Source organism: Serratia proteamaculans, assembly GCF_949794035.1.
Lineage (GTDB): Bacteria > Pseudomonadota > Gammaproteobacteria > Enterobacterales > Enterobacteriaceae > Serratia > Serratia proteamaculans.
Map to the genome: position 1 here is coordinate 465,044 of NZ_OX461105.1, position 22,702 is coordinate 487,745.

Consider the following 22,702-nt stretch of genomic DNA (forward strand, 5'->3'; position numbering starts at 1 on the left):
TTAATCTCCTCGTACCAGCGTAAAGAAGTCGACCCGGCTGGAGGCGACGGCGCGGGCGCGCAGTTGGCGTTGCTCATGCTGCAAGGCGGCCAGTGGCTCAATCAGCTGTTGTTGCAGTAATTCGGCCAGCTCCGGCAGTTGCAGCAGGGCATCCGCCAGGGCGCAAAGTTCGGCATGCGCCTTGTCACGTCCGGCGATATAGCTGTAGCCGTAGCCGCCGTTTTCGAGCTGTACCACCGCGCGGGTGACGGTCATGTCGCCCAGTACAAAGCGACGGCCGGTGGCCCCCATGCGGCCCTGTAACTGCGCCAGGCCAATCTCCGGCGCGCGAATGGTTTGGTAGCGCGGGCTGAGGTTCAGCGCCTGCCAGTGGCTGCGCAACTGGGTCGGCTGGCTGTGCGCCAATACCGACATCCAGCGTTGTCTTGGCTGTAAGGCTTGCATTCAGTGCTCCATGGTCAGTTCAATCATGTCGGCGCGTGCCAGGCTGACGGAGTATTCCGCCACGCTGTCACCGCCGGTGCAGACGTTCAGGGTGCGCACGCACAGCAGCGGCGCGTGGGTGGCTATTTCCAGCAACCGGCTCTCTTTGGCCTGTGCGCGGCGCGCGCTGATGCGCGTCTGCTTGCGGGTCAGCGGCTGGTGGATGTTGAGTTCGATAAATTCGTGCAGCGAGCCGCTGTGGAACTGCTGCAACGCCGGCCACCAGTCCAAATCGGGCAGATAATGGTCGATCAGGCTCATTGGCACGCCGTTGACCCGGCGCAGGGTGCGCAGGTGGATCACCGTTTCACCTTCTTCACGCGACAGTGCTCTGGCGACATGGCCATTGCACGGGCGTAATACTGCTAGTAAGCGCTCACTGGTGGGGTGGCTGCCCTGCTCGAACAAGTTCTGGCTGAACCGGGTATTGGCATGCAAGGGGTAGTCATACGGGCGCATCAGCACCAAAATGCCGATGCCGTGCCGACGTTGCAGCCAACCACGATCCACCAATTGGTCGACCGCGCGGCGCAAGGTATGGCGATTGACCTGATAGCGTTCTGCCAGCTGTTGTTCGGAAGGCAGATAGTCGCCACAACGGTATTGAGTTCGCAGCTCTTGCTCAAGCTGTGCGGCGATCTGCTGGTAACGGGTAGGGAAACTGGTCGGATGTCTAGATAAGTCCATCATAATAAAAACCTCAGCGTGCCGAATACTCATTAAAATCCAGGGGTTGTCAGCCTTTCTGACAGTGCTGGTGCTTACCCTATGACTTTCAAGCTGGCGTTATCTTGCCGGGCCCAGATGACAATCTCGTTACGCGTCAGTGGCGAACAGATGAACTATTTTGGACAGGCTGATGATGCGTCCGTGGCCGTGGCGCGCTAAGCTGACGTCATTGTTCACTGAACCGAGCCAACCCGATGCCACATCCCCTGACCGCAACTGAACACCGCAGCCGCCCCTGGCCGCTGTGGAAACCGATCCTGTTTCTGCTGGTGGTGGCCGTAGGCCTCTACTACGTCAAATGGCAGCCTTATTATGGCAAGGCTTTTCTGGCGGCGGATACCCACTCGATTGGCAAATCGATACTGGCTAACAGCGACAGCAGCCCGTGGCTGGCGGCCTGGCACTATGCGGTGGTTTATTTCACTGCGGTGTGGAAGGCGGCGGTGCTCGGCGTGGTGTTGGGCTCGCTGGTGCAGGTGCTCATCCCGCGTGATTGGCTGATGCGTACGTTGGGCCACCCGCGGTTCTCCGGCACCCTGTTGGGCGCGGTGATCGCGCTGCCGGGCATGATGTGTACCTGCTGTGCCGCACCGGTCGCCGCCGGGCTGCGCCGTCAGTCGGTGTCCAGCGGGGCGGCGATGGCGTTCTGGTTGAGTAACCCGGTATTGAACCCGGCGACGCTGATTTTTATGGGCTTCGTGCTTGGCTGGCAGTTTGCCGCTATCCGGCTGGTGGCCGGGGTGATTATGGTGTTGGGCATCGCCTGGCTGGTGCAACGTGCCACCGCCAAGGATCCGCAGCCTGCGGCACTGCAAATGCCGGTGATACCACTGGAGAAAACCGAGGCTCAGCCCTTTCTTGGTCGTTGGCTGAAGGCATTGTGGTCGCTGTTTTGGTCCACCATTCCGATCTACATTCTGGCGGTGCTGGCGCTGGGAGCGGCGCGTGTCTGGCTATTCCCCCATGCCGATGGTGCGATAGACAACAGCCTGCTGTGGATTATTGGACTGGCGATCGCCGGTTGCCTGTTCGTGATCCCCACGGCGGCAGAAATCCCGATTGTGCAGGCCATGATGCTGGCGGGAATGGGCACTGGCCCGGCGCTGGCGCTGTTGATGACCCTGCCGGCGGTCAGCCTGCCTTCGCTGCTGATGCTGAACAAAGCCTTTTCCGCCAAGGCTCTGTGCCTGACCGCCGCGCTGGTGGCGCTATGCGGGATCGTCACGGGCGTGGTGGGAATGGGGTTGGTATAAATTGTTTAATAAATAGTCTCTCATTCGTGTTTGTGTTGTCACAAATGTGCTAACGTTGGTCCGTTGTCAGTTGTTAATTATTGAGCGAATGCAGGAGTATCAAGATGGAAAGTCGTATCCAGTTTCGCATTGAGGATGAGACTAAACGTTTGGCGCAGAAAGCCGCAGAAGCCAAAGGGATCACTTTGAGCGAGGCGTGTCGACGTTTGGCTGAGCAAATGGCGGATGAGCAACGGGCAGCTGAGCAACATGAAAATTGGTTGAAAGAAAAGGTTGATGCCGCTTTTTCCCGTCTACATGAAGGAAGTGCGGTCTATCTTAGCCAAGAGCAGGTTGAAGAAAGCATGGATGCCTTTAAGGCAAAAGTCCGGGCGAAATACGACCAAAAATAGGGATCGTTATGCGTGTCGAATGGGATGATGAAGCGCTATTGGACAGGGAACGTATTTTTGATTTTCTCTATCCCTTTAATCCACAGGCTGCTGAGCAGGCTGATAGTGAGATTGATAAGGCAGTGAAGCGCCTGTTGGATTACCCTGAACTCGGTAAAATTTGGTACGGACAGGCGCGTAAATTATTGATCAGTCAAGCTTCATTATTAGTTTTATACGTTGTTGTCGGCGACGTGATTAAGGTTTTAGCCGTTGCCCATCAACGAGAGAAATTCCCTGACTTATAGAGTCAACGCAGCTTATGCACCACCTGATTAGCGCTGCCGCGCCAGATCAGCGCCGGGTCTTTTAAATCCTGCACAAACTTGCCGTCAATCAGCACGTTAATCCGATCCGCGATTTGCATTTGCTGGGCATCCAGCTCTGCCAACCGGTAGCCGGTCCACAGCCAGATATCCTTGCCGGGGCACTCGGCATGCACCCGTTTCACCAATTGCAGCACCGCCGAGAGATTGGCCGGATGCAGCGGATCGCCGCCGGACAGCGACAGGCCCTGACGCGGAATACGCGTGTCGTTCAGATCGGCAATCAACTGGTCTTCCATCGTCTGACTAAACGGCTGGCCGGAATTGAGCCGCCAGGTGCTTTTGTTGTAGCAACCGGGGCACTGGTGCACGCAGCCGGCAACAAACAGCGTGCAGCGGGTGCCGGGCCCGTTGACCACGTCGATGGGGTAGTACTGGTGGTAATTCATATTTCGCTTTCTGACGGTAGGGGCTCAGCATGCTGAGCCCAGATTCATAACAGCCCGGCGTTAGCCGATCTGCCCGTTCCCCAGGTGTTTCACCCGGCGTTTCACTTCTTCCTGCTTGCCGGCGTTGAACGGCCTGGCGTCCGGACTGCCGAGGTAACCACACACCCGGCGGGTCACCGACACCTTGGACGGTTCGTGGTTGCCGCATTTAGGGCAGGTGAAGCCCTTGCTGGTACAGGAAAATTCGCCGGTAAAGCCGCACTCGTAACACTCATCGATCGGCGTATTGGTGCCGTAATAAGGCACGCGGCTGTAGCTGTAATCCCACACGTCTTCCAGCGCTTTCAGGTTGTGCTGCAGGTTCGGGTATTCGCCGTAACAGATGAAACCGCCGTTGGCCAACGGGGGATAGGGCGCTTCAAAATCCAGCTTGTCGTAAGGATTGACCTTTTTCTCTACGTCGAGGTGGAAGCTGTTGGTGTAATAGCCTTTGTCAGTGACGCCCGGCACCACGCCGAAATCGGCGGTATCCAGCCGACAGAAGCGGTCGCACAGGTTCTCGCTCGGCGTGCTGTACAGGCTGAAGCCGTAACCGGTCTCATCTTTCCAGCTCTCGGTGGCGGCCCGCAGGTGGGCGACAATGGCAACGGCCTTTTCGCGCAGTGTTTCATCGTCGTAAACGTGTTGCTGGTTGCCGAACAGTGCGTTGATGGTCTCATGCAGGCCGATATAGCCCAGAGAGATCGACGCACGGCCATTCTTGAAGATCTCGGCGATATTGTCGTCCGCCTTCAAGCGCACACCACAGGCGCCTTCCATATACAGGATCGGTGCAACCCGGGCCTTGATGCCTTCCAGCCGGGCGATGCGCGTCATCAGCGCCTTCTTCGCCAGCAGCAAACGTTGGTCCAGCAGACGCCAGAAGCGGCTCTCATCGCCCATCGCCTCCAGCGCAATACGCGGCAGGTTCAGGCTGATCACGCCGATATTGTTGCGGCCGTCGTGTACCAGTTCGCCATCCTCTTCATAGGTTCCGAGGAAGCTGCGGCAGCCCATCGGCGTTTTGAACGATCCGGTGACTTTCACTACCTGATCGTAATTGAGGATGTCCGGGTACATGCGCTTGCTGGCGCATTCCAGCGCTAACTGTTTGATGTCGTAGTTAGGGTCACCGTACTGGTGATTGAGACCGTCGCGGATGGCGAACACCAGTTTGGGGAATACCGCCGTCTTGCGGTTCTTGCCCAGCCCGGCGATGCGATTTTTCAGGATCGAACGTTGGATCAAGCGAGATTCCCAGCAGGTACCCAGGCCGAAACCGAAGGTGACGAAAGGCGTCTGACCGTTGGCGGTGTGCAGGGTGTTGACCTCATATTCCAGCGACTGGAAGGCGTCGTAACACTCTTTTTCGGTGCGCGCCATGGCATAGCTCTGTGCATCCGGGATCTGCCACTGTTCGGCGACCTGCTGATGCTTGTTGAAGCTTTCGCTGACGAACGGCGCCAGGATCTCATCGATCCGATTAATGGTGGTGCCGCCATAAATATGGCTGGCGACCTGCGCGATGATCTGTGCGGTGACCGCGGTGGCGGTGGAGATCGACTTCGGGGGTTCGATCTCGGCGTTACCCATCTTGAAGCCGTTGGTCAGCATGCCTTTCAGATCGATCAGCATGCAGTTGAACATGGGGAAGAAAGGCGAGTAATCGAGATCGTGGTAGTGGATCTCGCCGCGCTCGTGGGCCAGTACCACGTCACGCGGCAGGATGTGTTGTTTGGCATAATGTTTGGCAACGATCCCGGCCAGCAGATCGCGCTGGGTGGGGATCACCTTGCTGTCCTTATTGGCGTTTTCATTCAGCAACGCCATGTTGCTTTGCTCCACCAGGCCGCGGATCTCCTGGTTCAGCCGACCGCGCAGCTCACGTGCGACGTCGCGATCGTGGCGATATTCAATATAGGCGCGCGCCAACTGCTTGTACTCGCCGGCCATCAGCTGATTTTCTACCGCCTGCTGGATTTCATGGATATCAACGCGCTGCTGCTGAGACATCCGCTGAGCGACTACGCGGGCGACAGTTGCGCAGTAGTCGGCATCGACAATACCGGCGGCCAGCGCGGCGCGCTCGATAGCTTGCCCAATACGTGCCTCGTCAAAAGGTACCTGACAACCGTCCCGTTTAATCACTACTGGTTTCACGTTGTTACTCCTTGTTCCCCGAGGGAGCGCTGATGCCCGGCAGACTGAACGCTGTTGGGTATCGGTATGATTTCGGCTTATCCACAGGGCAATGCCGCAGCGCACAAGGGCTGAGGCGACGTGTGGATAGTTTTGTTGATAACTACTACATATAGGTGCTGGTGTTTCTTAACGCACTATATATAGATATTGGCGGGGTTTTTTTGACATAGGACAAGGAAATGGAAAGAGCGGGCGCTAGCTGTACAACCGATTATTTTTGGCCAGAAAACTCAGGACGGGCGCTGACGAAAATGCTCGAGCAGGAACTCAACCCAGACGCGTACCCGTGGCGGCAAATCGGCGGAGGCATAGTACAACCACAGCTGGGTTGGCTGCGGCCAGCAGTCCGCCAGCACGGGCTGTAGCGTGCCTTGTGCAAAATGAGGTTCCGCATACCAGCGCGCCAGACAGACGATCCCCAGCCCGGCTAACGCCGCATCCAACAGCATCTCTGGTCGGCTGGCGACCAGGCGACCCTGCAGCTCCAGCGTTTTGGCTTCGCCATGTTGTTGCAATGGCCATTTTACGCTGCGGCCGGTGGCCGGGTTACGATGCAGCAGACAGTTATGCTGCAACAGATCTTGCGGATCCTGCGGCATGCCGTGTTGCGCCAGATAGCCGGGCGAGGCTGCCAGCACCATCTGCATCGGGTACAGCGGCCGCGCCACCAACCGGCTATCGGGATCGACCCGGCTACCGATCCCGACATCAAAACCTTCCCCCACCAGATTGACCACTCGCGCATCCAGTGAAAGATCGAGGTCGATCTGCGGATAACGCTCGAGGAACTGCGGGATCAACGGCATCAGCATCTGGCGGCCGAAGCCCGGGATCATGCTGACGCGCACCGTGCCGGACGGCGCCTGCTGTGCGCTGCCGGCGGTTTCCAGCGTGGCGGACAGTGCCTGCCACAAGGGGGCCACTTGCTGCAACAGCGCCTTGCCTTCGTCGGTCAGCACCACGTTGTGGGTGTTGCGCTGGAACAGCCGCAGAGCCAGCTTTTCTTCCAGCACGCGGATATTTTTGCTGATGGCCGCCGGCGTGACACCCAGTTGGCGTGCGGCAGCGGAAAAGTTCTGTGCCTGGGCGGCGGCGAGAAAGGCCGGCAGCAGGCGATGCACGTCAAAGGGCAGCGACATAATGGTTGATACTTTCAGTTGAAATTGAAGTGACAACCAACAGCCTACACCCGACGCGCAGGAAATGGAAAAATGCGATATCAAATTTTAATCAAGGATCTCCTATGTCGCGCATTTTAGTGTTAACCGCCCACCGTTTTCCCGATGACTCACGTATCAACAAAGCCTTGATCGACGCGCTACGTCCTTTGCCTAATGTGACGGTTCACGAACTGATGCGCGCTTACCCGGACTACCAAATTGACGTGGCGCGTGAGCAGGAGTTGCTGCAGGGGCATGGGGCGGTGGTGATGCTGTTCCCGTTCTACTGGTACAGTTCCCCGGCGATCCTCAGCGAATGGCAGGACGCGGTATTAACCCACGGTTTCGCTTACGGCAGCGAAGGTACCCAACTGCAGGGGAAACCTTTGCAACTGGTGGTCACTACCGGCGGCAATCAACAGGCCTATACGCCAGAAGGCTATAACCGCTATCCGGTGACAGATTTACTGCGCCCGTTCCATGCGATGGCCAACCTGACCGGCATGGATTACCTGCCGCCGCATCTGGTGCAGGGGGTGTTTGATATGAGCGATGAACGCCTGGCGCAAGAGGCTGCCGGCGTGGTGGAACTGCTGAAAAAACTGTAGGGCGCGGCAAGCCACGCCCCGACAGCATCAGTCTTCCAGCAACCACCATACCGCTTCGAACGGTCGCAGGGTGGTGGCCTGCAGCTGGACAGGTGCGTCGGCGTAGTTGCTCATCAGCGGACGCCACAAATCGGACGACTCTACGTTTTCCGCCTGCCAGGCCAGTGGTTCGCGGCCGAGGTTGGCCACTACCAGCAGGCGTTGGCCATTCCAGCTCCGTTGATAGCACCACAACGCCGGGTGCGAAAGAGCCAGATCGCGATAGTCGCCGTGGGTTAACAGCGGATACTGCTTACGCAGGGTGATTAACTGGCGATAGGCGTAAAACACCGAGTCCAGATCGGCCAGCGCCGCTTCGGCGTTGATCTGCGGGTAGTTTTCCGCACAGCCAATCCACGGCGTACCCTGGGTGAAACCGGCGTTCGGCGCGGCGCTCCACTGCATCGGCGTGCGACCGTTATCGCGTGATTTGCTGGCCAGGATCGCCAGCAGCTCGGCGTCACTTTTGCCCTGGGCGCTGAGTTCGGCGTACATGTTCAGGCTTTCCACATCGCGATACTGCCCAATGCGGCCAAAGCCCGGGTTGGTCATGCCGATCTCTTCGCCCTGATAGATATAAGGCGTGCCCTGCATGCCGTGCAGTACCATCGCCAGCATTTTGGCGGCCGGTACCCGCAGTTCGCCTTCATCGCCGAAGCGTGAAACGATGCGCGGCTGATCGTGGTTACACCAAAACAGCGCGTTCCAGGCCTGATTGTGCATGCCCTGCTGCCAGTGGCGGAATATCTGCTTGAGCTCGACATAATCCGGTGCCGCCAGGGTCCATTTTTCGCCACCGGCATAGTCCACCTTCAGGTGGTGGAAGTTGAAGGTCATCGACAGCTCTTCACCGCTCTGTGCCGCGTATTGTCGGCAATGCTCCAGCGTGGTGGAAGACATTTCCCCTACGGTCATCAGGCCACGCGGCTGGAACACATCGCGGCTCATTTCCTGCAAAAACTCATGAATACGTGGCCCGTCGGTGTAGAAACGGCGGCCATCACCCTGACTATCGGACGGGAAATCCTGCTGCTTGGAGACCAGGTTGATCACGTCGAGACGCAGGCCGTCGACGCCTTTGTCGGCCCAGAACTGACACACTTTCTTCAGCTCTTCGCGCACTGGTGGGTGCTCCCAGTTGAGATCTGCCTGTTCGGTGGCGAACAGGTGCAGATAATACTGGCCGCTGTCGGCGTGCCATTGCCAGGCGTTACCGCCAAACTTGGAGCGCCAGTTGTTCGGCAGGGCGTCACCTTCGCCGTCGCGCCAGACATAAAACTGACGGAATGGGCTGTCAGGATCCTGCGAGGCTTGGAACCACGGGTGCTCGGTCGAGGTGTGGTTGAACACCATGTCCATCACGATGCGGATGCTGCGCTGGTGGGCGGCGGCAATCAGACGGTCGAAATCCTCCATGGTGCCGTAGGCCGGGTCGATGGCGCAGTAGTCTGCCACGTCATAACCGTTGTCCACCTGCGGGGAGACATACACCGGCGTCAGCCAGATGGCATCGATCCCCAGCTCCTGCAGATAGTCCAGCCGTTCCGTCACACCGGCCAGATCGCCGTAGCCGTTACCGGTGCTGTCCTGAAAACTCTTCGGGTAGATTTGGTAGATGACACCGTTTTGCCACCAGGGGATTGGATTGCTCATAGTAATACCTTTGACTTGTGACAACGGGCCCGGCGTACCGGGCCCCTACATTTCAATCAGACCGGCAGCTCACCGCGGCTGGCTTTGCGTTTGTAGACCATGATGGTCAACACCAGTGGGATCACCACGGCAACCACGATCGCCACCGTGTAAATCATCCAGAACTGCGGTTTGATCGACAGGATACCCGGCAAACCACCGACACCGATGCCGTTAGCCATCACGCCGTCCAGGCCGCAGATCAGCCCGGCAAAGGCGGAACCGATCATCGCGCACAGCATAGGGAAGCGGTACTTCAGGTTGATCCCGTACATCGCCGGTTCGGTGACGCCGAGGTAGGCCGAAATTGCCGCCGGCACCGAGATTTCACGTTCGTTGGCCTTGCGGCTGACAATGATAATGCCCAGTACTGCCGAAGCCTGCGCAATGTTGGACAGTGCAATCAGCGGCCAGACCGGGGTGCCGCCCATGCTTTGGATCATCTGCATATCGATGGCCAGCGTGGTCTGATGCACGCCGGTGATCACCAGCGGTGCGTACAGGAAGCCAAACAGCGCGGCGCCAATTGGTGCGAAGCTGCCGGTCATCACGGCTTTTACCGCCCAGGCTACGCCATCGCCAATCATGCGGCCGAATGGCCCGATAAATGCGTGCGCCAGGAACACCGCCAGCAGCAGTGAAACCACAGGCACCACTACCAGGTACAGGTAATCCGGCACGATCTTTTTCAGCCGGGTCTCAATCCAGCCCAGCGCCATACCGGCCAGCATGGAAGGGATCACCTGCGCCTGATAGCCGACTTTCTGAATGGTGAACCAGCCGAAGTTCCACACTTCCGGGATCTGCTGCCCGAGCTGATAGGAGTTCATCAACTGCGGGGACACCAGCGTGATGCCCAGCACGATACCCAGCACCGGCGTGCCGCCCATTTTTTTCACCGTTGACCAGCAGATGGCGACCGGCAGGAACATGAAGATGGCTTCACCGAGCAACCACAGGAAGTCATAGATGGTTTTCCACGCCGGGTGCATCTGCGCCAACGTTTGACCGCCGGACATCGGGATGTCGCCGATCACGTTGCGGAAACCGAGGATCAAACCCCCGCTGATCAGCGCCGGCAGCAGCGGGAAGAAGATTTCGGCGAAGTGCGAGATAGCGCGTTCGCTCCAGGTCATGTTCTGGCGCGCCGCCACCTTGGCCTGCTCTTTATCGGCTTCATTGACGCCGGTGGTGGCGATCAGGGCCTGGTAGTAATCCCCAACCTCGGGGCCGATCACTACCTGGAATTGCCCGGCGTTGGTGAAGCAGCCTTTGACCATCGGCAACTCTTCGATTTCTTTCGGTTTGGCCAGAGCTGGGTCATTGAGAACAAAACGCAGCCTGGTAATGCAGTGGCTGACGGTCGCGATATTCTCGCGCCCGCCCACCAGCACAATCAGGCGATCGATATCCTGCTGTTTTACTTTGCTCATTATTAGATACCTTTCTTGGTATGGGACTGCCGCAGAGGTGTTGTCGGAGTAATGATCAAAGCTTAGTCACTCCGCTTTTTTTATGAAATGGGAACGTTCCCGGTTTGGGGCGAGGATCACAAAACGATAAAAAAATGACCATTTATCCAGCAGGGAATTTTGCGAGCCAGCCGAAACATCCGGAAATATTATCTTGAACAAGGGCATTGGCGGCTATACTGTCACCCTTAACAATCAATAAGTTGATTGAAATTAGTGGCACCTATTACTTAAGACGTTAAGCGAGTGCCGCTACCACGCACTTTTTTCAAGGAAGAATGATGACTTTGACACTGCCTCGATTGCTTATTGTCTTCACCGCACTGTTGCTGAGTGCCTGTACCAGCCAAAAAAGCAGCCCGGAACGCCACGCCAAGCATGCGATTTATCAAATGGCGCGAGAGGATTTTTCCCCAGAAATACGAACCCAAATTCCGGACTCGATAAAAGCCTCTATTCCGTTCTTTGACCAGTTCTATCAAATGGGGAAGGCCGATCGGGCCAAGGGATTGACGCGCCAGCAGGCAGAACAGCGGGAAGCCTATTTCCGCAGCCCTGAATTCCTCAGCGACGTGGGGAAGAAAGGGAAATTTATCAATCAGGAATATTCAGTGGATAACCCGCAAAAACAACGCCAGATCCTGCTGGATTCCGCCGTGGCTACTTACTGGGATGGCTATGACGGCCGGCCTTGAGGGATAGAGTAAAACGATGGCGTTAATTAAAAGCCCAGCAAACTAGTGTTTGTTGGGCTTTGTTTAAAATAAATTGTTTGTGAAACTTAGATAGTTATTCGATACCGTATTTTTTCTCTAGCACGAATTTTGGAGTTTTCCAGTTAGGGCCTTTTTTAACGAGCATTTTATCCCCCCATTCTACGATGCCACTTTGGCGTAACTCCTCAAATACTCGCATGAACTCACCGCTCTCAATTACTGAAAATTTGTAACGGCTAAATAATCTATCCATCTGAGGATAGCCAAATCCTGTTCCTCTCCCCGCTAGAAAGGCAATCACATCCGCGACTTTTTCTTCCTTTGCCAACCGATCAAAATCAATCATTTTAACATCCTCAATTCTTGTTCTTCCTCAGATTTTATAGCCTCGGGCGTATATAAAAGCGACTCGGAATTACCTAATCTATAATCCTCTAATGTTGCGGTGTGGGTATTATTCCATGTTTCTCCGGGGTTATTAGGGAGTGCACCATCTTTAACATCAAGATTACGATACCTTTCCAGTTCTCTAATCTCATGAGTATAAAACCGCTTGTCAGTATCGGTAGCTACGAGTTCACCTCTCAGAATTTTATCCAGGCGACCGATCATTACTTTATTGGCATCCGACTCTGTAAACCGCCCTATATGCAGTTTTACCTTGTCTACACCGGCACGGTCAATCCTAGCGGTTTTCCAGTCCAGATTCTGGATAGGCCCGCCGGCTTTCTCGGTATTGTAATCACGGCCGCTGTGTTCGCCTCTGGCGTTAGTTTCCCCATAAGGCTTACTGACCATCACATAGATAGCTTCAACGCCGACTTCCGTCGCATCCGGCTGCCACAGGATGAAATCTTGCAAATCCTGGACGACATCTGCAGGGAAGGTCGTGACGACTATGCTGTCCGCCTGCCTGACATTGGTGCCGGTATGTACTGGTGATTTGGGTGCCGGTGAACCATTGCCTGTATGTGACGGTGCTGCTGGCCCCGAGGGAACCGGGTTGATCAGTATGGTCCGGGCAGGCACGCCTCCCATTGCAGGCAATGTGATTTTATCCAGCCCGGTTGCCTCATCACGGACCGGTCTGAACACCGGTACGCTGGCAGATACACCGCCGACACCCGTTCTGACAAAGTTTACACTCTGCCTTCCGTCCCTGTCCCTCGATATAAAACCGCGCACCGGCAAATCGATCGAGGTCATCCCCGGCTGGATCGTCGTTGTTCCAACGGCCGCCAGACTTGCCTGGAAGGCAAACATATTGATGTCACGACCGGGAACCTGGTCACTGCCCGTTCCGGCTGCTGTCGGAATAAACCCGAGGGCAAGAGCCCCCAGTACCGATCCTGCGGCGACAGCGGTACCGGCACGTATGCTGCCGACTTCCGTTGCCCCACGCCACAGCGCGCCCGCTACGGAACCGGCCAGTTCGCTGGAGGTGGTTATAACACCTTGTGCCACCGTCGACATCTGCAGCATGGCGGGCGCACGGTTGAGTACCATTGCGCCTGCGGTAGCCAGCGCGGCATTGGCTGCTTTCAGCTTTTCGGGTGGGTAAGCCGGCGCGTCCAAAATACCCGCTTTGGCAAACAGCGCTTTCCTCGCCTCTTCAACTTTTCGGGCTTCTTCGGCCTTACGGGCTTCCTCGGCCTTACGGGCTTCTTCGGCCTTGCGGGCTTCTTCGGCCTTGCGGGCTTCTTCGGCCTTACGGGCTTCTTCGGCCTTGCGGGCTTCTTCGGCCTTGCGGGCTTCTTCGGCCTTGCGGGCTTCTTCGGCCCTGCGGGCTTCTTCGGCCCTGCGGGCTTCTTCGGCCCTGCGGGCTTCTTCGGCCCTGCGGGCTTCTTCGGCCCTGCGGGCTTCCTCGGCTTTCCGAACCTGCTCCTCTTTTTCCTGTTTCAATATTTCCTGTTGTTCTTGCCATATTTGTTGAGATGCATCAAGCATGTCCCAAGAATTACCACCAAGAATACCTATCCACGGGTTATTCGTTGGGGTATTTGGAAACCCAATGCCTGGATTTCCTGTATGATTGACATTACCATTATTATTAGGGTTTACTGTTAGTATGTCACCGTTCCAATTACCTGTGGTTGGCCATCCCCACTGTGCTCCGTCCCATATCTGACCTGTCTCAGGTGGAGTGCCATTGTTATTGTTACTGGAGTTTCCCATGAGAATCCTTTTATTAATTTATAAATAATGCAGTTATTTTTTTGTTTTATTTAGATTTAAGTTTATCCTTTGTATAATATAAGTTAAATATTATTATTTATTCTGATTTATTTGTTCTAGCACCGTCAACCGAGCCTCCAGCGCAAGCCGGGCTTCACGTTCTTCCTTTAGCGCTTCAACCAGCAACGCGACCACGCCATTGATATTAATTCCGCGGGCGTCTTTCAGAACGCTGCCGTCATTTAATTTCAATTCGGTGGTGGTGACGGATTGAGGTAATACATTCTCTACTTCCTGGGCAATGACCCCGGCTTCCGGCACGCCCTGTTTCAGGTAGGTATAACCGCCAATTTTCCCCAGCTTCTCCAGCGCACCGCCAATTTTTTCGATATCGGTTTTCATTCGGGCATCGGAGCTGCTGTTCCAGGTGCCATTGGTGTAGGCATTACCTTTATCCCGGAATTCATACCAGCCATCGCCGCCACCGTTGGCAACGTGCAGCGCCAGCAGGTGGTGCTTGCCAATACGTTCATAGTGGTATAGGTCGGCGGACAGATCTCCTGCTCCCTGTATATGCAGGCCGTTGGTAATGCGGTCGGCATTATTGTTAACGTTTTTATTGCCAGCAGCCCAAATCCAACCATCGGCATTGCGTTTGATTAATTGCCCGACCGAAAGCTCGCTGTTGGCTCTGATCTGTAATTCGTTCCAGTTCCCCTGCCAGTCACGGTAAGAGAGCAAGCCATGATCCTCCTTGCCGGCGACAACGCGCGATCCCATCAACATGGTGGTGGTCACATTGCCGCTGGTGAAACCGGCACTGACGTCGGCAGCATAGTAGACTTGCCCTGCGATCAGCGGTGTTGGGCCGGTGGTCTCGGCGCTGATGCCTGCATTGTGTGAAACCATAGCGCCGCCAGAGATATCTACGCCGTTACGCAGTGAAACCCGGCCGGTTGAGAGGTTAAAAGAGAAGGGACGCAGGGTGTTCCACTGCCCATCCTGTGCCTGACCCTTGGGTGTGGTCAGGGCGTAAAAATCCTTACCGTCGTTACGCAGCATCACGCCGGTATTGCCGTTTGCCAGGCGAAAACCGTTTGCCGCCTTGGTCACAATTTCACCGTCACTGACGACACGTTTACGCAGGGTGGTCAGTGACTTCAGCTCAGTCACATCGTCATTAACACCGTTAGCCACCTGAGCATTTTCCTTTTCTTCAGCCATGATTATTTTCCTTTTCGACTCTCTGTTTCCTGATGGTTAACAGCGTCCGGTACCCTCCGTTGCTCCTGAATGGCAGGTCTGGGGAGGTACACACTCCGTGTGCTGAAAAACCGCTAAAACACACAGAAAGCACTGTGTGTATAAACAGTAATTTACTTGGGGAGGTGAAGAAGGTCGATTAACGGTGGTTGTGTGGTGGTTGGTACAAAATAGCGATGAAGTGACGCTCACTGGGTGTGAGCATCAACAGAGGATTTCAGGCTGGGGAATTTATGCGGATAAACAAAGAACCGCCCTCAGGCGAGTTGGCTTGGCACGATGATCTGGCGGATGCCCTGTTCGCCGCTGAGTTGGCCCAGCAACTGTTGGGCGGCCTGTAGCCCGGCCGTGCCGTAGCCCAGATCAACTGAAAAGGTTTCGGGGAACAGGAAGTTCAGTAGCGGAGTGTTACCGATACCGCACACCTGCAGCGGGGCAATCTGTTGCTGTTGCAGGTATTTAATCGCGCCGAGGGCGATGGTATCGGAGGCGCACACCAGCGCGGTGGTCTGGGCATCGATGGCCGAGGCGGCCAGTTGAAAACCACTCTGATAACTCAGTTCGCCCAAGGCCACGCTCGGGGTAATCTGCTGCTGGCGACAGGCGTCGAGGTAGGCCTGGTGGCGGCGCATACCGGTGGTGGCGTCCGACAGTTGCACCCCCAGGTAGCTGATATGTCGGTGGCCATGCTGTTGCAGGCGATCCATCAGCAGCCGCACGGCGCCGTCGTCGTCGTAGCAAACCGAAGAAAACCCCTCATATTCGCGCGCCAGCACCACCATTTTATCCTGCCATGGGCTGAGCATGGCCGCCGTCAGGCCGGTGAAGCCGAACAGGATCACCCCGTCGACGTTGCGCTGCTGCAAGACGTGCAAATGCTCTTCCACCAGCCGGGTCTCGAACTGGCTTTCCATCACGATCGGGTCGAAGCCGTGCTGATACAGCAGCGGCAACATGGTGCGTACGGCCTGATTTTCGGACGGCGAATCGAGACGGGAAACGATAATGCCCACCACTTTGTCGCTCTGGCCGCGCATGGCACGTGCCGACTTGGACGGGGTAAACCCCTGCTGACGGATCACCGCTTCCACCCGTTCGCGGGTCTGCGGGCTCACGCTGCCTTCGTTGTTCAACACACGTGATACAGTGGATTTACCTACGCCGCTCAGGCGTGCGATGTCCTTGATGGTCAGCCGGTTTTGCATGGTTTAATTTTCGTTGAGGTTAAAAGGCGTAAACTGGCGGCCTACGCTGAATGCCCGTCAGCATAGCCTATTTTCCGCAACGGATCTTGGCGCTGTGCAGGGATTTACGTACTGCGCTGAACGGCCGCTCTTGTCGTTTGATCTTTTCATTTACCGGAGGTTATCAACCGTATGGATCCCGATCCGACCCCGTTAGACCCTGACTCGGCTCCCCGGTAAAACCTGCCCGCTTTGCGCTGCTGTTTTACCGGTGAAGTAATAAACGGTAACCGGTAGCGCGCGCCCGTCGTTCGCTCCTGCTGCTATAAAAAAAGACAAGGATCTGCCCAGGCAGAGGCTTTTTGGCGTGTCCAAAAACCCGGCTGGGGGCGATCCCGCGTTCACCCGCTGCCGTGAGGCAATGGGCGACGAGGTGCAAAAAATGAAACTAAAAAACATCCCCCGTCAGCTGCTGGGCCTGCTCAGCCGCAATTTACCGCGCCGTTTGGTGCACCGTGACAGCCTGTTGGACGGCCTGGGCGGCAAAGCGCAGGGGTTGCCCGCCGGTCTGGCGCAGCAGCGGCTGGAATGCGCTGCGGCTGATACCACCGAGCTTTACCTGCGTTTCCACAGCCACCCGGAAGGCATGACCGCCCATGAGGCGGAACGGGTGCGTGAGCGCTGCGGTGAGAACGTGATTGACGATCAGCAGCAAGAGGCCTGGTGGCAGCACCTGTGGCACTGCTATCGCAACCCGTTCAACCTGCTGCTGACCGCGCTTGGCATGATCTCTTATGCTACCGAGGATCTGACCGGTGCACTGGTGATCGCCCTGATGGTGGTGATCTCCACGCTGCTGAACTTCATTCAGGAAGCGCGATCCAACAAGGCGGCGGATGCACTGAAGGCGATGGTCAGCAATACCGCGACGGCTTACCGCAGCGACGCATTGACCGGTAAAAGCGAACATCTGGAACTGCCGATCTCACAACTGGTACCGGGCGATATCATCAAGTTGTCGGCAGGCGACATGATCCCGGCGGATCTGCGCGTGTTGTCGGCCAAGGATCTGTTTATCAGCCAGGCGGCGCTGACCGGTGAGTCTCTGCCGGTCGAGAAAATTGCCGAGCTGCGCGGGCAGGTGGAGGATCCGCTGGAATGCCAAAACCTGTGCTTTATGGGCACCAACGTAGTGAGCGGCACCGCGCTGGCGATGGTGATCGGTACCGGTGGCGACACCTACTTCGGCCAGTTGGCGCAGCGCGTTATCAGTCAGGATCAGCAACCCAATGCCTTCCAGAGTGGGATCAGTAAAGTCAGTTGGTTGCTGATCCGTTTCATGCTGGTGATGACGCCAATTGTGCTGTTGATCAACGGCTACACCAAGGGCGACTGGTGGGAAGCGGCGCTGTTCGCGCTGTCGGTGGCGGTGGGGCTGACCCCGGAAATGCTGCCGATGATTGTCACTTCGACCCTGGCGAAAGGGGCGGTGAAACTGTCCAAACAGAAAGTGATCGTCAAGCGTCTGGACGCCATTCAGAACTTTGGCGCCATGGACATTTTGTGCACCGACAAAACCGGTACCCTGACCCAGGACAAAATCGTGCTGGAGCGCCACACCGACGTGTTTGGCGTCGCCAGCGACCGGGTGTTGCATTACGCCTGGCTGAACAGCTTCTACCAAACCGGGTTGAAAAACCTGCTCGATGTGGCGGTGCTGAGCTGCGCGGAACAAAGCCAGCAGCCGGATGCGCTGCAGCATTACCACAAGGTGGATGAGATCCCGTTTGATTTTGAACGCCGTCGGATGTCGGTAGTGGTGGCCAAAGACGCGCAATACCACGAGTTGATCTGCAAGGGTGCGCTGGAAGAGATGCTGGCGATTTGCAGCCACGTGCGGCAGGAAGATGAAGTGATCCCGTTGACCGAGGCGTTGCTGGCGCGCATCCGGCGCGTTACCGACGATCTTAACCAGCAGGGGCTGCGGGTGGTAGCGGTGGCCAACAAGATCTTGCCGGCGCAGGCTTATGAATATGGTGTGGCCGACGAATCCGATCTGATCCTCGAAGGCTATGTGGCCTTCCTCGATCCACCAAAAGAGAGTACGGCGCCGGCGTTGGCGGCGCTGAAAAACAGCGGCGTAACCGTGAAGATCCTCACCGGCGACAATGAGCTGGTGGCGGCCAAGGTGTGCAAAGACGTCGGGCTGGCGGCGGATCACGTGCTGCGCGGCAGTGAAATCGAGCAGATGAACGATGAGCAACTTGCACAGGCGGCGGCGCGTACCACGGTGTTCGCCAAGCTGACACCGCTGCATAAGGAACGGATCGTCAAGCTGCTGCGTCAGCAGGGCCACGTGGTGGGCTTTATGGGTGACGGTATCAACGATGCACCGGCGCTGCGCGCGGCGGATATCGGTATTTCCGTCGATTCCGCGGTGGATATTGCCAAGGAGGCGGCGGACATTATCCTGCTGGAAAAAAGCCTGATGGTGCTGGAGCAGGGGGTGATCGAAGGCCGTCGGACCTTCGCCAACATGCTCAAGTACATCAAGATGACCGCCAGCTCCAACTTCGGTAACGTCTTCAGCGTGCTGATTGCCAGCGCTTTTTTGCCGTTCCTGCCGATGTTGCCGTTGCACCTGCTGATCCAGAACCTGATGTATGACATTTCGCAGATTGCCATTCCGTTCGACAACGTTGATGACGATCAGATTACCCAGCCGCAGCGCTGGAACTCCGGCGATATTGGGCGCTTTATGGTGTTCTTTGGGCCGATCAGTTCAATTTTCGACGTGCTGACCTTCAGTCTGATGTGGTGGGTATTCAAGGCCAACACGCCGGAAATGCAGACGTTGTTCCAGTCCGGCTGGTTCGTTGAAGGGCTGCTGTCGCAAACGCTGATTGTGCACATGATCCGCACGCGCAAAATTCCGTTTATTCAGAGCCGTCCTTCGTGGCCGCTGTGCATCATGACCCTGGTGGTGATTGCCACCGGTATCGGCCTGACCTTCTCGCCGCTGGCCGGTTTCCTGCAGTTGCAGGCGCTGCCGCTCGGTTACTTCCCGTGGCTGGTGTTGATCCTGACTGGTTATATGGTGCTGACCCAGTGCGTGAAAGGCTGGTTTGTGCGCCGCTACGGCTGGCAGTAATTCCCTCGCCCCTCTTGCGTCCGCAGGAGGGGCATTTGTGATCCAACCCGGCTTTTCATCCTCGCTGTTGGACATCTGCCCTGTGCTCAGTCTTTATTTACAGCTTCATTATCGTTTGCTGTTTTTATTGATTTTTTTCCTCTGAGGAATTTCTGATGCACAGATCCCTGCGTTATACGCTACTGGCTTCATCGTTATTGCTTTCCCTGGGCGCGCTGGCGCAGCCGGCCGGTGATTTACCGCTGATGCCCTGGCCGCAGCAGGTGGAACTGACCCAGCCGGCGGGCAAGCTGGTGCTGGATCACCGCCTGTCGATTAGCCTGCAGGGCGACGATCTGGCCGATGCGCTGCAGCGCTGGCGGCAACGTATTGAACTGCAAACCGGCTGGACGCTGGCACCACCGGCAGCAAAAGCCGCAGGTGTGGTGATTAGCGTGAATATCAAAGACAAGGTGGCGGCGCAGCCGCTGCCGGGTAGCGATGAAAGCTATAAATTAACGGTGGCGCCACAGGGCGTTACGCTGACCGCCAATACCCGTTTCGGTGCGCTGCGTGGCATGGAAACCCTGCTGCAACTGGTGCAGACCGACGGGCAAAATACCTTCATGCCGCTGGTGAGCATCACCGATGTGCCGCGTTTTCCGTGGCGCGGGGTACTGCTGGATTCAGCGCGTCATTTCCTGCCGCTGGCGGACATCCTGCGTCAGCTCGACGGCATGGCGGCAGCCAAGCTCAACGTGTTTCACTGGCACCTGACCGACGATCAGGGCTGGCGCTTTGCCTCTGAGCATTACCCCAAACTGCAACAGCAGGCCAGCGATGGCCAGTTCTACACCCGTGAACAGATGCAACAGGTGGTGGCCTACGCCACGGCGCGTGGCATCCGGGTGGTGCCGGAAATCGATCTGCCGGGCCATGCTTCCAGCATCGCCGTGGCTTACCCGGAGTTGATGAGCGCGCCGGGGCCGTACGTCATGGAGCGCAAATGGGGCGTACACCAGCCGACGCTCGATCCCACCCGTGAGGAAGTTTATCAATTTGTAGACGCCATCATTGGCGAACTGGCGGCGATCTTCCCCGATCCTTACCTGCATATCGGCGGTGACGAGGTCGACGCCAGCCAGTGGAAGCAATCAAAAACCATTCAGGCCTTTATGCAGCAGCATCAGTTGGCGGACACCCACGCGCTGCAGGCCTACTTCAACCAGAAGCTGGAAAAAATCCTCGAGCAGCATCAACGGCAGATGGTCGGCTGGGATGAGATTTATCATCCGTCGCTGCCGCGCAGCATTGTCATTCAGTCCTGGCAGGGGCAGGACTCACTCGGGGCCAGTGCACAGGACGGCTATCAGGGCATTCTGTCCACCGGCTTCTACCTCGATCAACCGCAGAGCACGGCCTACCACTATCGCAATGAGATCCTGCCGCAGCCGTTGGGGGTAGACACCCAGGTGCAGCCCGGTGAAAAAGCGCAGAGCTGGCAGTTCAGCATGCCACGGCTGAAGGGCAGCGCAGTGGAAGGCAGTTTTACCCTGATTGAAGGGAAGCAGGGTTGGCGCGGCTTTATCGATTTCAAGGGTAAATCCCGCCGCGCCTTGCAGGATGTCGTCTGGCGTTCACCGCAGCAGGTGAGCTTCCGCGTCGATACCTGGATGGGGGAGACGCGTCCGGTGTTCACGTTGGCGCAGGACCAACTCAGCGGGTATACGCTGGTGGGCAACGTGCGTTACCCGACCAGCGGCAGCCGGCTTGCGGCGATCCCGGAGGGCAAGATGCCGGTGGTGCCGGATGCGAAGCAGCAGGCCAATATACTCGGTGGCGAGGCGGCGCTGTGGGCGGAGAACATCAGGGCGCCGATCCTCGATCTCAAGCTGTGGCCGCGTGGGTTTGCGGTGGCGGAGCGTTTGTGGTCGGCACAGGATGTGACCGATGAAAATAACATGTACCGGCGGCTGGCGGCGGTTGATGCCTGGTCGGTAGTCTCGGTGGGCTTGCAGCAGCATGCAGAGACCGCCCGCGAATTCACCCGGCTGGCGAACAGCGTGCAGATCGCGCCGCTGCAAACCCTGGCCGAGGCGGTGGAGCCGGGCCAGTACTACACCCGCCAGCACCTGAAATTCAGGGCCGGCAATTACCACCAGTTCGAACCGCTGAATCGCTTTGCCGACGCGTTGCCACCGGAGAGTAATGCGGTGCGTGAGATGGGCCGACAGGTTGCGGCGTTAGTGAAAGATCGCAACGACCGGGCGGCAGCACAGGCGCTGCGTGAGCGTTTGCAACGCTGGCAGTTGAATACCGCGCCGGTGAAAACGGTGATTGCCGGTAACCGGGTGATGCAGGATCTGGCACCGGTGGCGCAGGATGTCGGTTCGTTGTCCGCGCTGGGGCTGATGCTGTTGGAGCGTTATCAGCAGGGTAAGCCGTTGAGCCAGGCCGAAGCCGGGCAGATACAGCAGCAACTGGATGCGGCGGCGCAAATACGCGACGAAGTGGTGATTGCGGCGGTTTACCCGCTGGAGGCCTTGCTACGCGCCAGCGCGATCGAATGAGGTCAGTATCGTTGGGCTCAGCATGCGTAGGGGCTCCACATGCTGAGCCCTAAAAAAACTACAGCTGCAACGGTGGCAACTGTTTGAAAATGCTGACCAGCCCTTCGCCCCAGCCTTTGCGGATGGCGCTGAAATGCGGATGATCTTCGGTGATGCGGTACTGCTGTGCGCTGCTGAAACTGTCGCGTAGGTAAATCATCACGTCGAGCGGCAGGCCGACCGACAGGTTACTGCGCAGCGTGGAGTCGAGAGAGATCAACGCGCACTGCATCGCCTGTTCCAGTGGAGTGTGGTAATTCAGCACCCGATCGATAATCGGTTTGCCGTATTTGCTTTCACCAATCTGGAAATAGGGCGTATCGCGGGTGGCTTCGATAAAGTTGCCCTGCGGGTAGATATGGAATAACTGCATCTCCTCGCCATGGATCTGGCCGCCGAGCAGCAGGCTGCAACTGAAGTCGGTGGTGCTGCCGCTTTGCTGGGCTTCGCTGTCGCGTTGGATCACTTCTCGCACCGTTTCACCCACCAGGGTGGCGGCTTCGTACATGCTGGGGGCATTCAGCAGGTTGGGGCGCTCGGCGTCCTTGCAGCGGCGCTGCAGCAGGCTGATGATGCTTTGGGTCGTCGCCAGATTGCCGGCGCTTTGCAGCACCAGCATGCGTTCGCCATCCTGCTGGAACACGTGCAGTTTACGGAAGGTGGAGATATGGTCCACTCCGGCATTGGTGCGTGAATCAGAAGCAAAGACCAGCCCGGATGCCAAGCGCATGGCCACACAATAGGTCATTCCACAATCCCTCAAAACAAGACTGGCACGCCGCCAAACGCCAGCGTGCCGTAA

General features: G+C 57.1%; 19 protein-coding genes. 7 read left to right on the plus strand and 12 right to left on the minus strand.

Annotated features, from left to right (window positions below; all coding sequences use genetic code 11):
* Both phnG and phnF read right to left on the minus strand, forming a co-directional pair.
* Positions 1-444 carry a phosphonate C-P lyase system protein PhnG gene (gene phnG, locus QOT07_RS02145; protein ID WP_099064523.1) on the minus strand — a complete coding sequence of 148 codons (444 nt, stop codon included), beginning with the start codon at positions 442-444 and terminating at the stop codon, positions 1-3.
* On the minus strand, positions 445-1,170 hold the full coding sequence (phnF, locus tag QOT07_RS02150; protein WP_283604269.1) for a phosphonate metabolism transcriptional regulator PhnF: 726 nt from the start codon (positions 1,168-1,170) through the stop codon (positions 445-447).
* A gap of 236 nt (positions 1,171-1,406) precedes the next feature.
* Between phnF and QOT07_RS02155 the strand changes: the two genes are divergently transcribed.
* The 3 genes from QOT07_RS02155 (at position 1,407) to QOT07_RS02165 (ending at position 3,144) form a co-directional block, all read left to right on the plus strand.
* Positions 1,407-2,465 carry a permease gene (locus QOT07_RS02155; protein WP_283602483.1) on the plus strand — a complete coding sequence of 353 codons (1,059 nt, stop codon included), beginning with the start codon at positions 1,407-1,409 and terminating at the stop codon, positions 2,463-2,465.
* A gap of 104 nt (positions 2,466-2,569) precedes the next feature.
* Positions 2,570-2,857: a type II toxin-antitoxin system RelB/DinJ family antitoxin gene (locus QOT07_RS02160; RefSeq protein ID WP_085119515.1), complete on the plus strand. Its 288-nt coding sequence runs from the start codon at positions 2,570-2,572 to the stop codon at positions 2,855-2,857.
* A gap of 8 nt (positions 2,858-2,865) precedes the next feature.
* Complete coding sequence (locus tag QOT07_RS02165) at positions 2,866-3,144, plus strand: type II toxin-antitoxin system RelE/ParE family toxin (protein WP_283602484.1); 279 nt, start codon at positions 2,866-2,868, stop codon at positions 3,142-3,144.
* A gap of 2 nt (positions 3,145-3,146) precedes the next feature.
* Here the strand turns inward: QOT07_RS02165 and nrdG are convergent, their stop codons facing one another.
* The 3 genes from nrdG to QOT07_RS02180 all read right to left on the minus strand — a co-directional run bounded on the left by nrdG (position 3,147) and on the right by QOT07_RS02180 (position 6,991).
* Complete coding sequence (nrdG, locus tag QOT07_RS02170) at positions 3,147-3,611, minus strand: anaerobic ribonucleoside-triphosphate reductase-activating protein (protein ID WP_283602485.1); 465 nt, start codon at positions 3,609-3,611, stop codon at positions 3,147-3,149.
* 60 nt (positions 3,612-3,671) lie between these two features.
* Positions 3,672-5,810 carry an anaerobic ribonucleoside-triphosphate reductase gene (gene nrdD / locus QOT07_RS02175; protein ID WP_207978075.1) on the minus strand — a complete coding sequence of 713 codons (2,139 nt, stop codon included), beginning with the start codon at positions 5,808-5,810 and terminating at the stop codon, positions 3,672-3,674.
* Positions 5,811-6,082: 272 nt separating this feature from the next.
* Positions 6,083-6,991 (minus strand): LysR family transcriptional regulator, encoded by a 909-nt coding sequence (locus tag QOT07_RS02180; RefSeq protein ID WP_262261554.1) that lies wholly within the window; start codon positions 6,989-6,991, stop codon positions 6,083-6,085.
* Between the two features lie 104 nt (positions 6,992-7,095).
* Between QOT07_RS02180 and QOT07_RS02185 the strand changes: the two genes are divergently transcribed.
* Positions 7,096-7,620: an NAD(P)H-dependent oxidoreductase gene (locus QOT07_RS02185; protein ID WP_283602486.1), complete on the plus strand. Its 525-nt coding sequence runs from the start codon at positions 7,096-7,098 to the stop codon at positions 7,618-7,620.
* 27 nt (positions 7,621-7,647) lie between these two features.
* Here QOT07_RS02185 and treC read toward each other — a convergent pair whose 3' ends face one another.
* Together treC and treB are read right to left on the minus strand one after the other, a co-directional pair.
* Entirely contained in the window at positions 7,648-9,312 is a 1,665-nt protein-coding gene (treC, locus tag QOT07_RS02190) for an alpha,alpha-phosphotrehalase (RefSeq protein WP_283602487.1), read from the minus strand.
* A 56-nt stretch (positions 9,313-9,368) separates the two neighbouring features.
* Complete coding sequence (gene treB / locus QOT07_RS02195; protein ID WP_176979884.1) at positions 9,369-10,784, minus strand: PTS trehalose transporter subunit IIBC; 1,416 nt, start codon at positions 10,782-10,784, stop codon at positions 9,369-9,371.
* A gap of 317 nt (positions 10,785-11,101) precedes the next feature.
* Between treB and QOT07_RS02200 the strand changes: the two genes are divergently transcribed.
* A complete protein-coding gene (locus QOT07_RS02200) occupies positions 11,102-11,518 on the plus strand; it encodes an Exc2 family lipoprotein (RefSeq protein ID WP_237520845.1) in 417 nt (138 codons plus the stop codon).
* A 94-nt stretch (positions 11,519-11,612) separates the two neighbouring features.
* Here QOT07_RS02200 and QOT07_RS02205 read toward each other — a convergent pair whose 3' ends face one another.
* The 4 genes from QOT07_RS02205 to treR all read right to left on the minus strand — a co-directional run bounded on the left by QOT07_RS02205 (position 11,613) and on the right by treR (position 16,182).
* Complete coding sequence (locus QOT07_RS02205; protein ID WP_261256962.1) at positions 11,613-11,885, minus strand: hypothetical protein; 273 nt, start codon at positions 11,883-11,885, stop codon at positions 11,613-11,615.
* The gene (locus QOT07_RS02210) at positions 11,882-13,714 is read right to left on the minus strand and encodes an S-type pyocin domain-containing protein (RefSeq protein WP_283602488.1); all 1,833 of its coding nucleotides are present in this window, start codon (positions 13,712-13,714) and stop codon (positions 11,882-11,884) included. Before QOT07_RS02210 ends, QOT07_RS02205 begins: the two co-directional genes overlap by 4 nt.
* Before the next feature lie 93 nt (positions 13,715-13,807).
* A complete protein-coding gene (locus QOT07_RS02215) occupies positions 13,808-14,938 on the minus strand; it encodes a tail fiber domain-containing protein (protein ID WP_283602489.1) in 1,131 nt (376 codons plus the stop codon).
* A 296-nt stretch (positions 14,939-15,234) separates the two neighbouring features.
* Positions 15,235-16,182, minus strand: a complete 948-nt coding sequence (gene treR, locus QOT07_RS02220; RefSeq protein ID WP_283602490.1) for a trehalose operon repressor TreR — start codon at positions 16,180-16,182, stop codon at positions 15,235-15,237.
* Between the two features lie 421 nt (positions 16,183-16,603).
* On the opposite strand from treR, the gene mgtA reads away from it, so the two are divergent.
* Positions 16,604-19,312 carry a magnesium-translocating P-type ATPase gene (gene mgtA / locus QOT07_RS02225; RefSeq protein WP_283602491.1) on the plus strand — a complete coding sequence of 903 codons (2,709 nt, stop codon included), beginning with the start codon at positions 16,604-16,606 and terminating at the stop codon, positions 19,310-19,312.
* A 155-nt stretch (positions 19,313-19,467) separates the two neighbouring features.
* On the plus strand, positions 19,468-21,861 hold the full coding sequence (locus QOT07_RS02230; RefSeq protein ID WP_283602492.1) for a beta-N-acetylhexosaminidase: 2,394 nt from the start codon (positions 19,468-19,470) through the stop codon (positions 21,859-21,861).
* A gap of 58 nt (positions 21,862-21,919) precedes the next feature.
* Here QOT07_RS02230 and QOT07_RS02235 read toward each other — a convergent pair whose 3' ends face one another.
* On the minus strand, positions 21,920-22,648 hold the full coding sequence (locus tag QOT07_RS02235) for a proteasome-type protease (RefSeq protein ID WP_283602493.1): 729 nt from the start codon (positions 22,646-22,648) through the stop codon (positions 21,920-21,922).
* Positions 22,649-22,702 lie beyond the last annotated feature (54 nt).

Excerpts from the sequence above, each read along its gene's own strand:
- mgtA (WP_283602491.1), top strand. The coding sequence starts at position 16,604 with ATGAAACTAAAAAACATCCCCCGTCAGCTGCTGGGCCTGCTCAGCCGC.
- QOT07_RS02210 (WP_283602488.1), bottom strand. The coding sequence starts at position 13,714 with ATGGGAAACTCCAGTAACAATAACAATGGCACTCCACCTGAGACAGGT.
- QOT07_RS02230 (WP_283602492.1), top strand. The coding sequence starts at position 19,468 with ATGCACAGATCCCTGCGTTATACGCTACTGGCTTCATCGTTATTGCTT.
- QOT07_RS02180 (WP_262261554.1), bottom strand. The coding sequence starts at position 6,991 with ATGTCGCTGCCCTTTGACGTGCATCGCCTGCTGCCGGCCTTTCTCGCC.
- QOT07_RS02185 (WP_283602486.1), top strand. The coding sequence starts at position 7,096 with ATGTCGCGCATTTTAGTGTTAACCGCCCACCGTTTTCCCGATGACTCA.
- phnG (WP_099064523.1), bottom strand. The coding sequence starts at position 444 with ATGCAAGCCTTACAGCCAAGACAACGCTGGATGTCGGTATTGGCGCAC.
- QOT07_RS02200 (WP_237520845.1), top strand. The coding sequence starts at position 11,102 with ATGATGACTTTGACACTGCCTCGATTGCTTATTGTCTTCACCGCACTG.
- treR (WP_283602490.1), bottom strand. The coding sequence starts at position 16,182 with ATGCAAAACCGGCTGACCATCAAGGACATCGCACGCCTGAGCGGCGTA.
- QOT07_RS02160 (WP_085119515.1), top strand. The coding sequence starts at position 2,570 with ATGGAAAGTCGTATCCAGTTTCGCATTGAGGATGAGACTAAACGTTTG.
- treC (WP_283602487.1), bottom strand. The coding sequence starts at position 9,312 with ATGAGCAATCCAATCCCCTGGTGGCAAAACGGTGTCATCTACCAAATC.
- QOT07_RS02165 (WP_283602484.1), top strand. The coding sequence starts at position 2,866 with ATGCGTGTCGAATGGGATGATGAAGCGCTATTGGACAGGGAACGTATT.
- QOT07_RS02235 (WP_283602493.1), bottom strand. The coding sequence starts at position 22,648 with ATGACCTATTGTGTGGCCATGCGCTTGGCATCCGGGCTGGTCTTTGCT.
- QOT07_RS02205 (WP_261256962.1), bottom strand. The coding sequence starts at position 11,885 with ATGATTGATTTTGATCGGTTGGCAAAGGAAGAAAAAGTCGCGGATGTG.
- QOT07_RS02215 (WP_283602489.1), bottom strand. The coding sequence starts at position 14,938 with ATGGCTGAAGAAAAGGAAAATGCTCAGGTGGCTAACGGTGTTAATGAC.
- phnF (WP_283604269.1), bottom strand. The coding sequence starts at position 1,170 with ATGGACTTATCTAGACATCCGACCAGTTTCCCTACCCGTTACCAGCAG.
- QOT07_RS02155 (WP_283602483.1), top strand. The coding sequence starts at position 1,407 with ATGCCACATCCCCTGACCGCAACTGAACACCGCAGCCGCCCCTGGCCG.
- nrdG (WP_283602485.1), bottom strand. The coding sequence starts at position 3,611 with ATGAATTACCACCAGTACTACCCCATCGACGTGGTCAACGGGCCCGGC.
- treB (WP_176979884.1), bottom strand. The coding sequence starts at position 10,784 with ATGAGCAAAGTAAAACAGCAGGATATCGATCGCCTGATTGTGCTGGTG.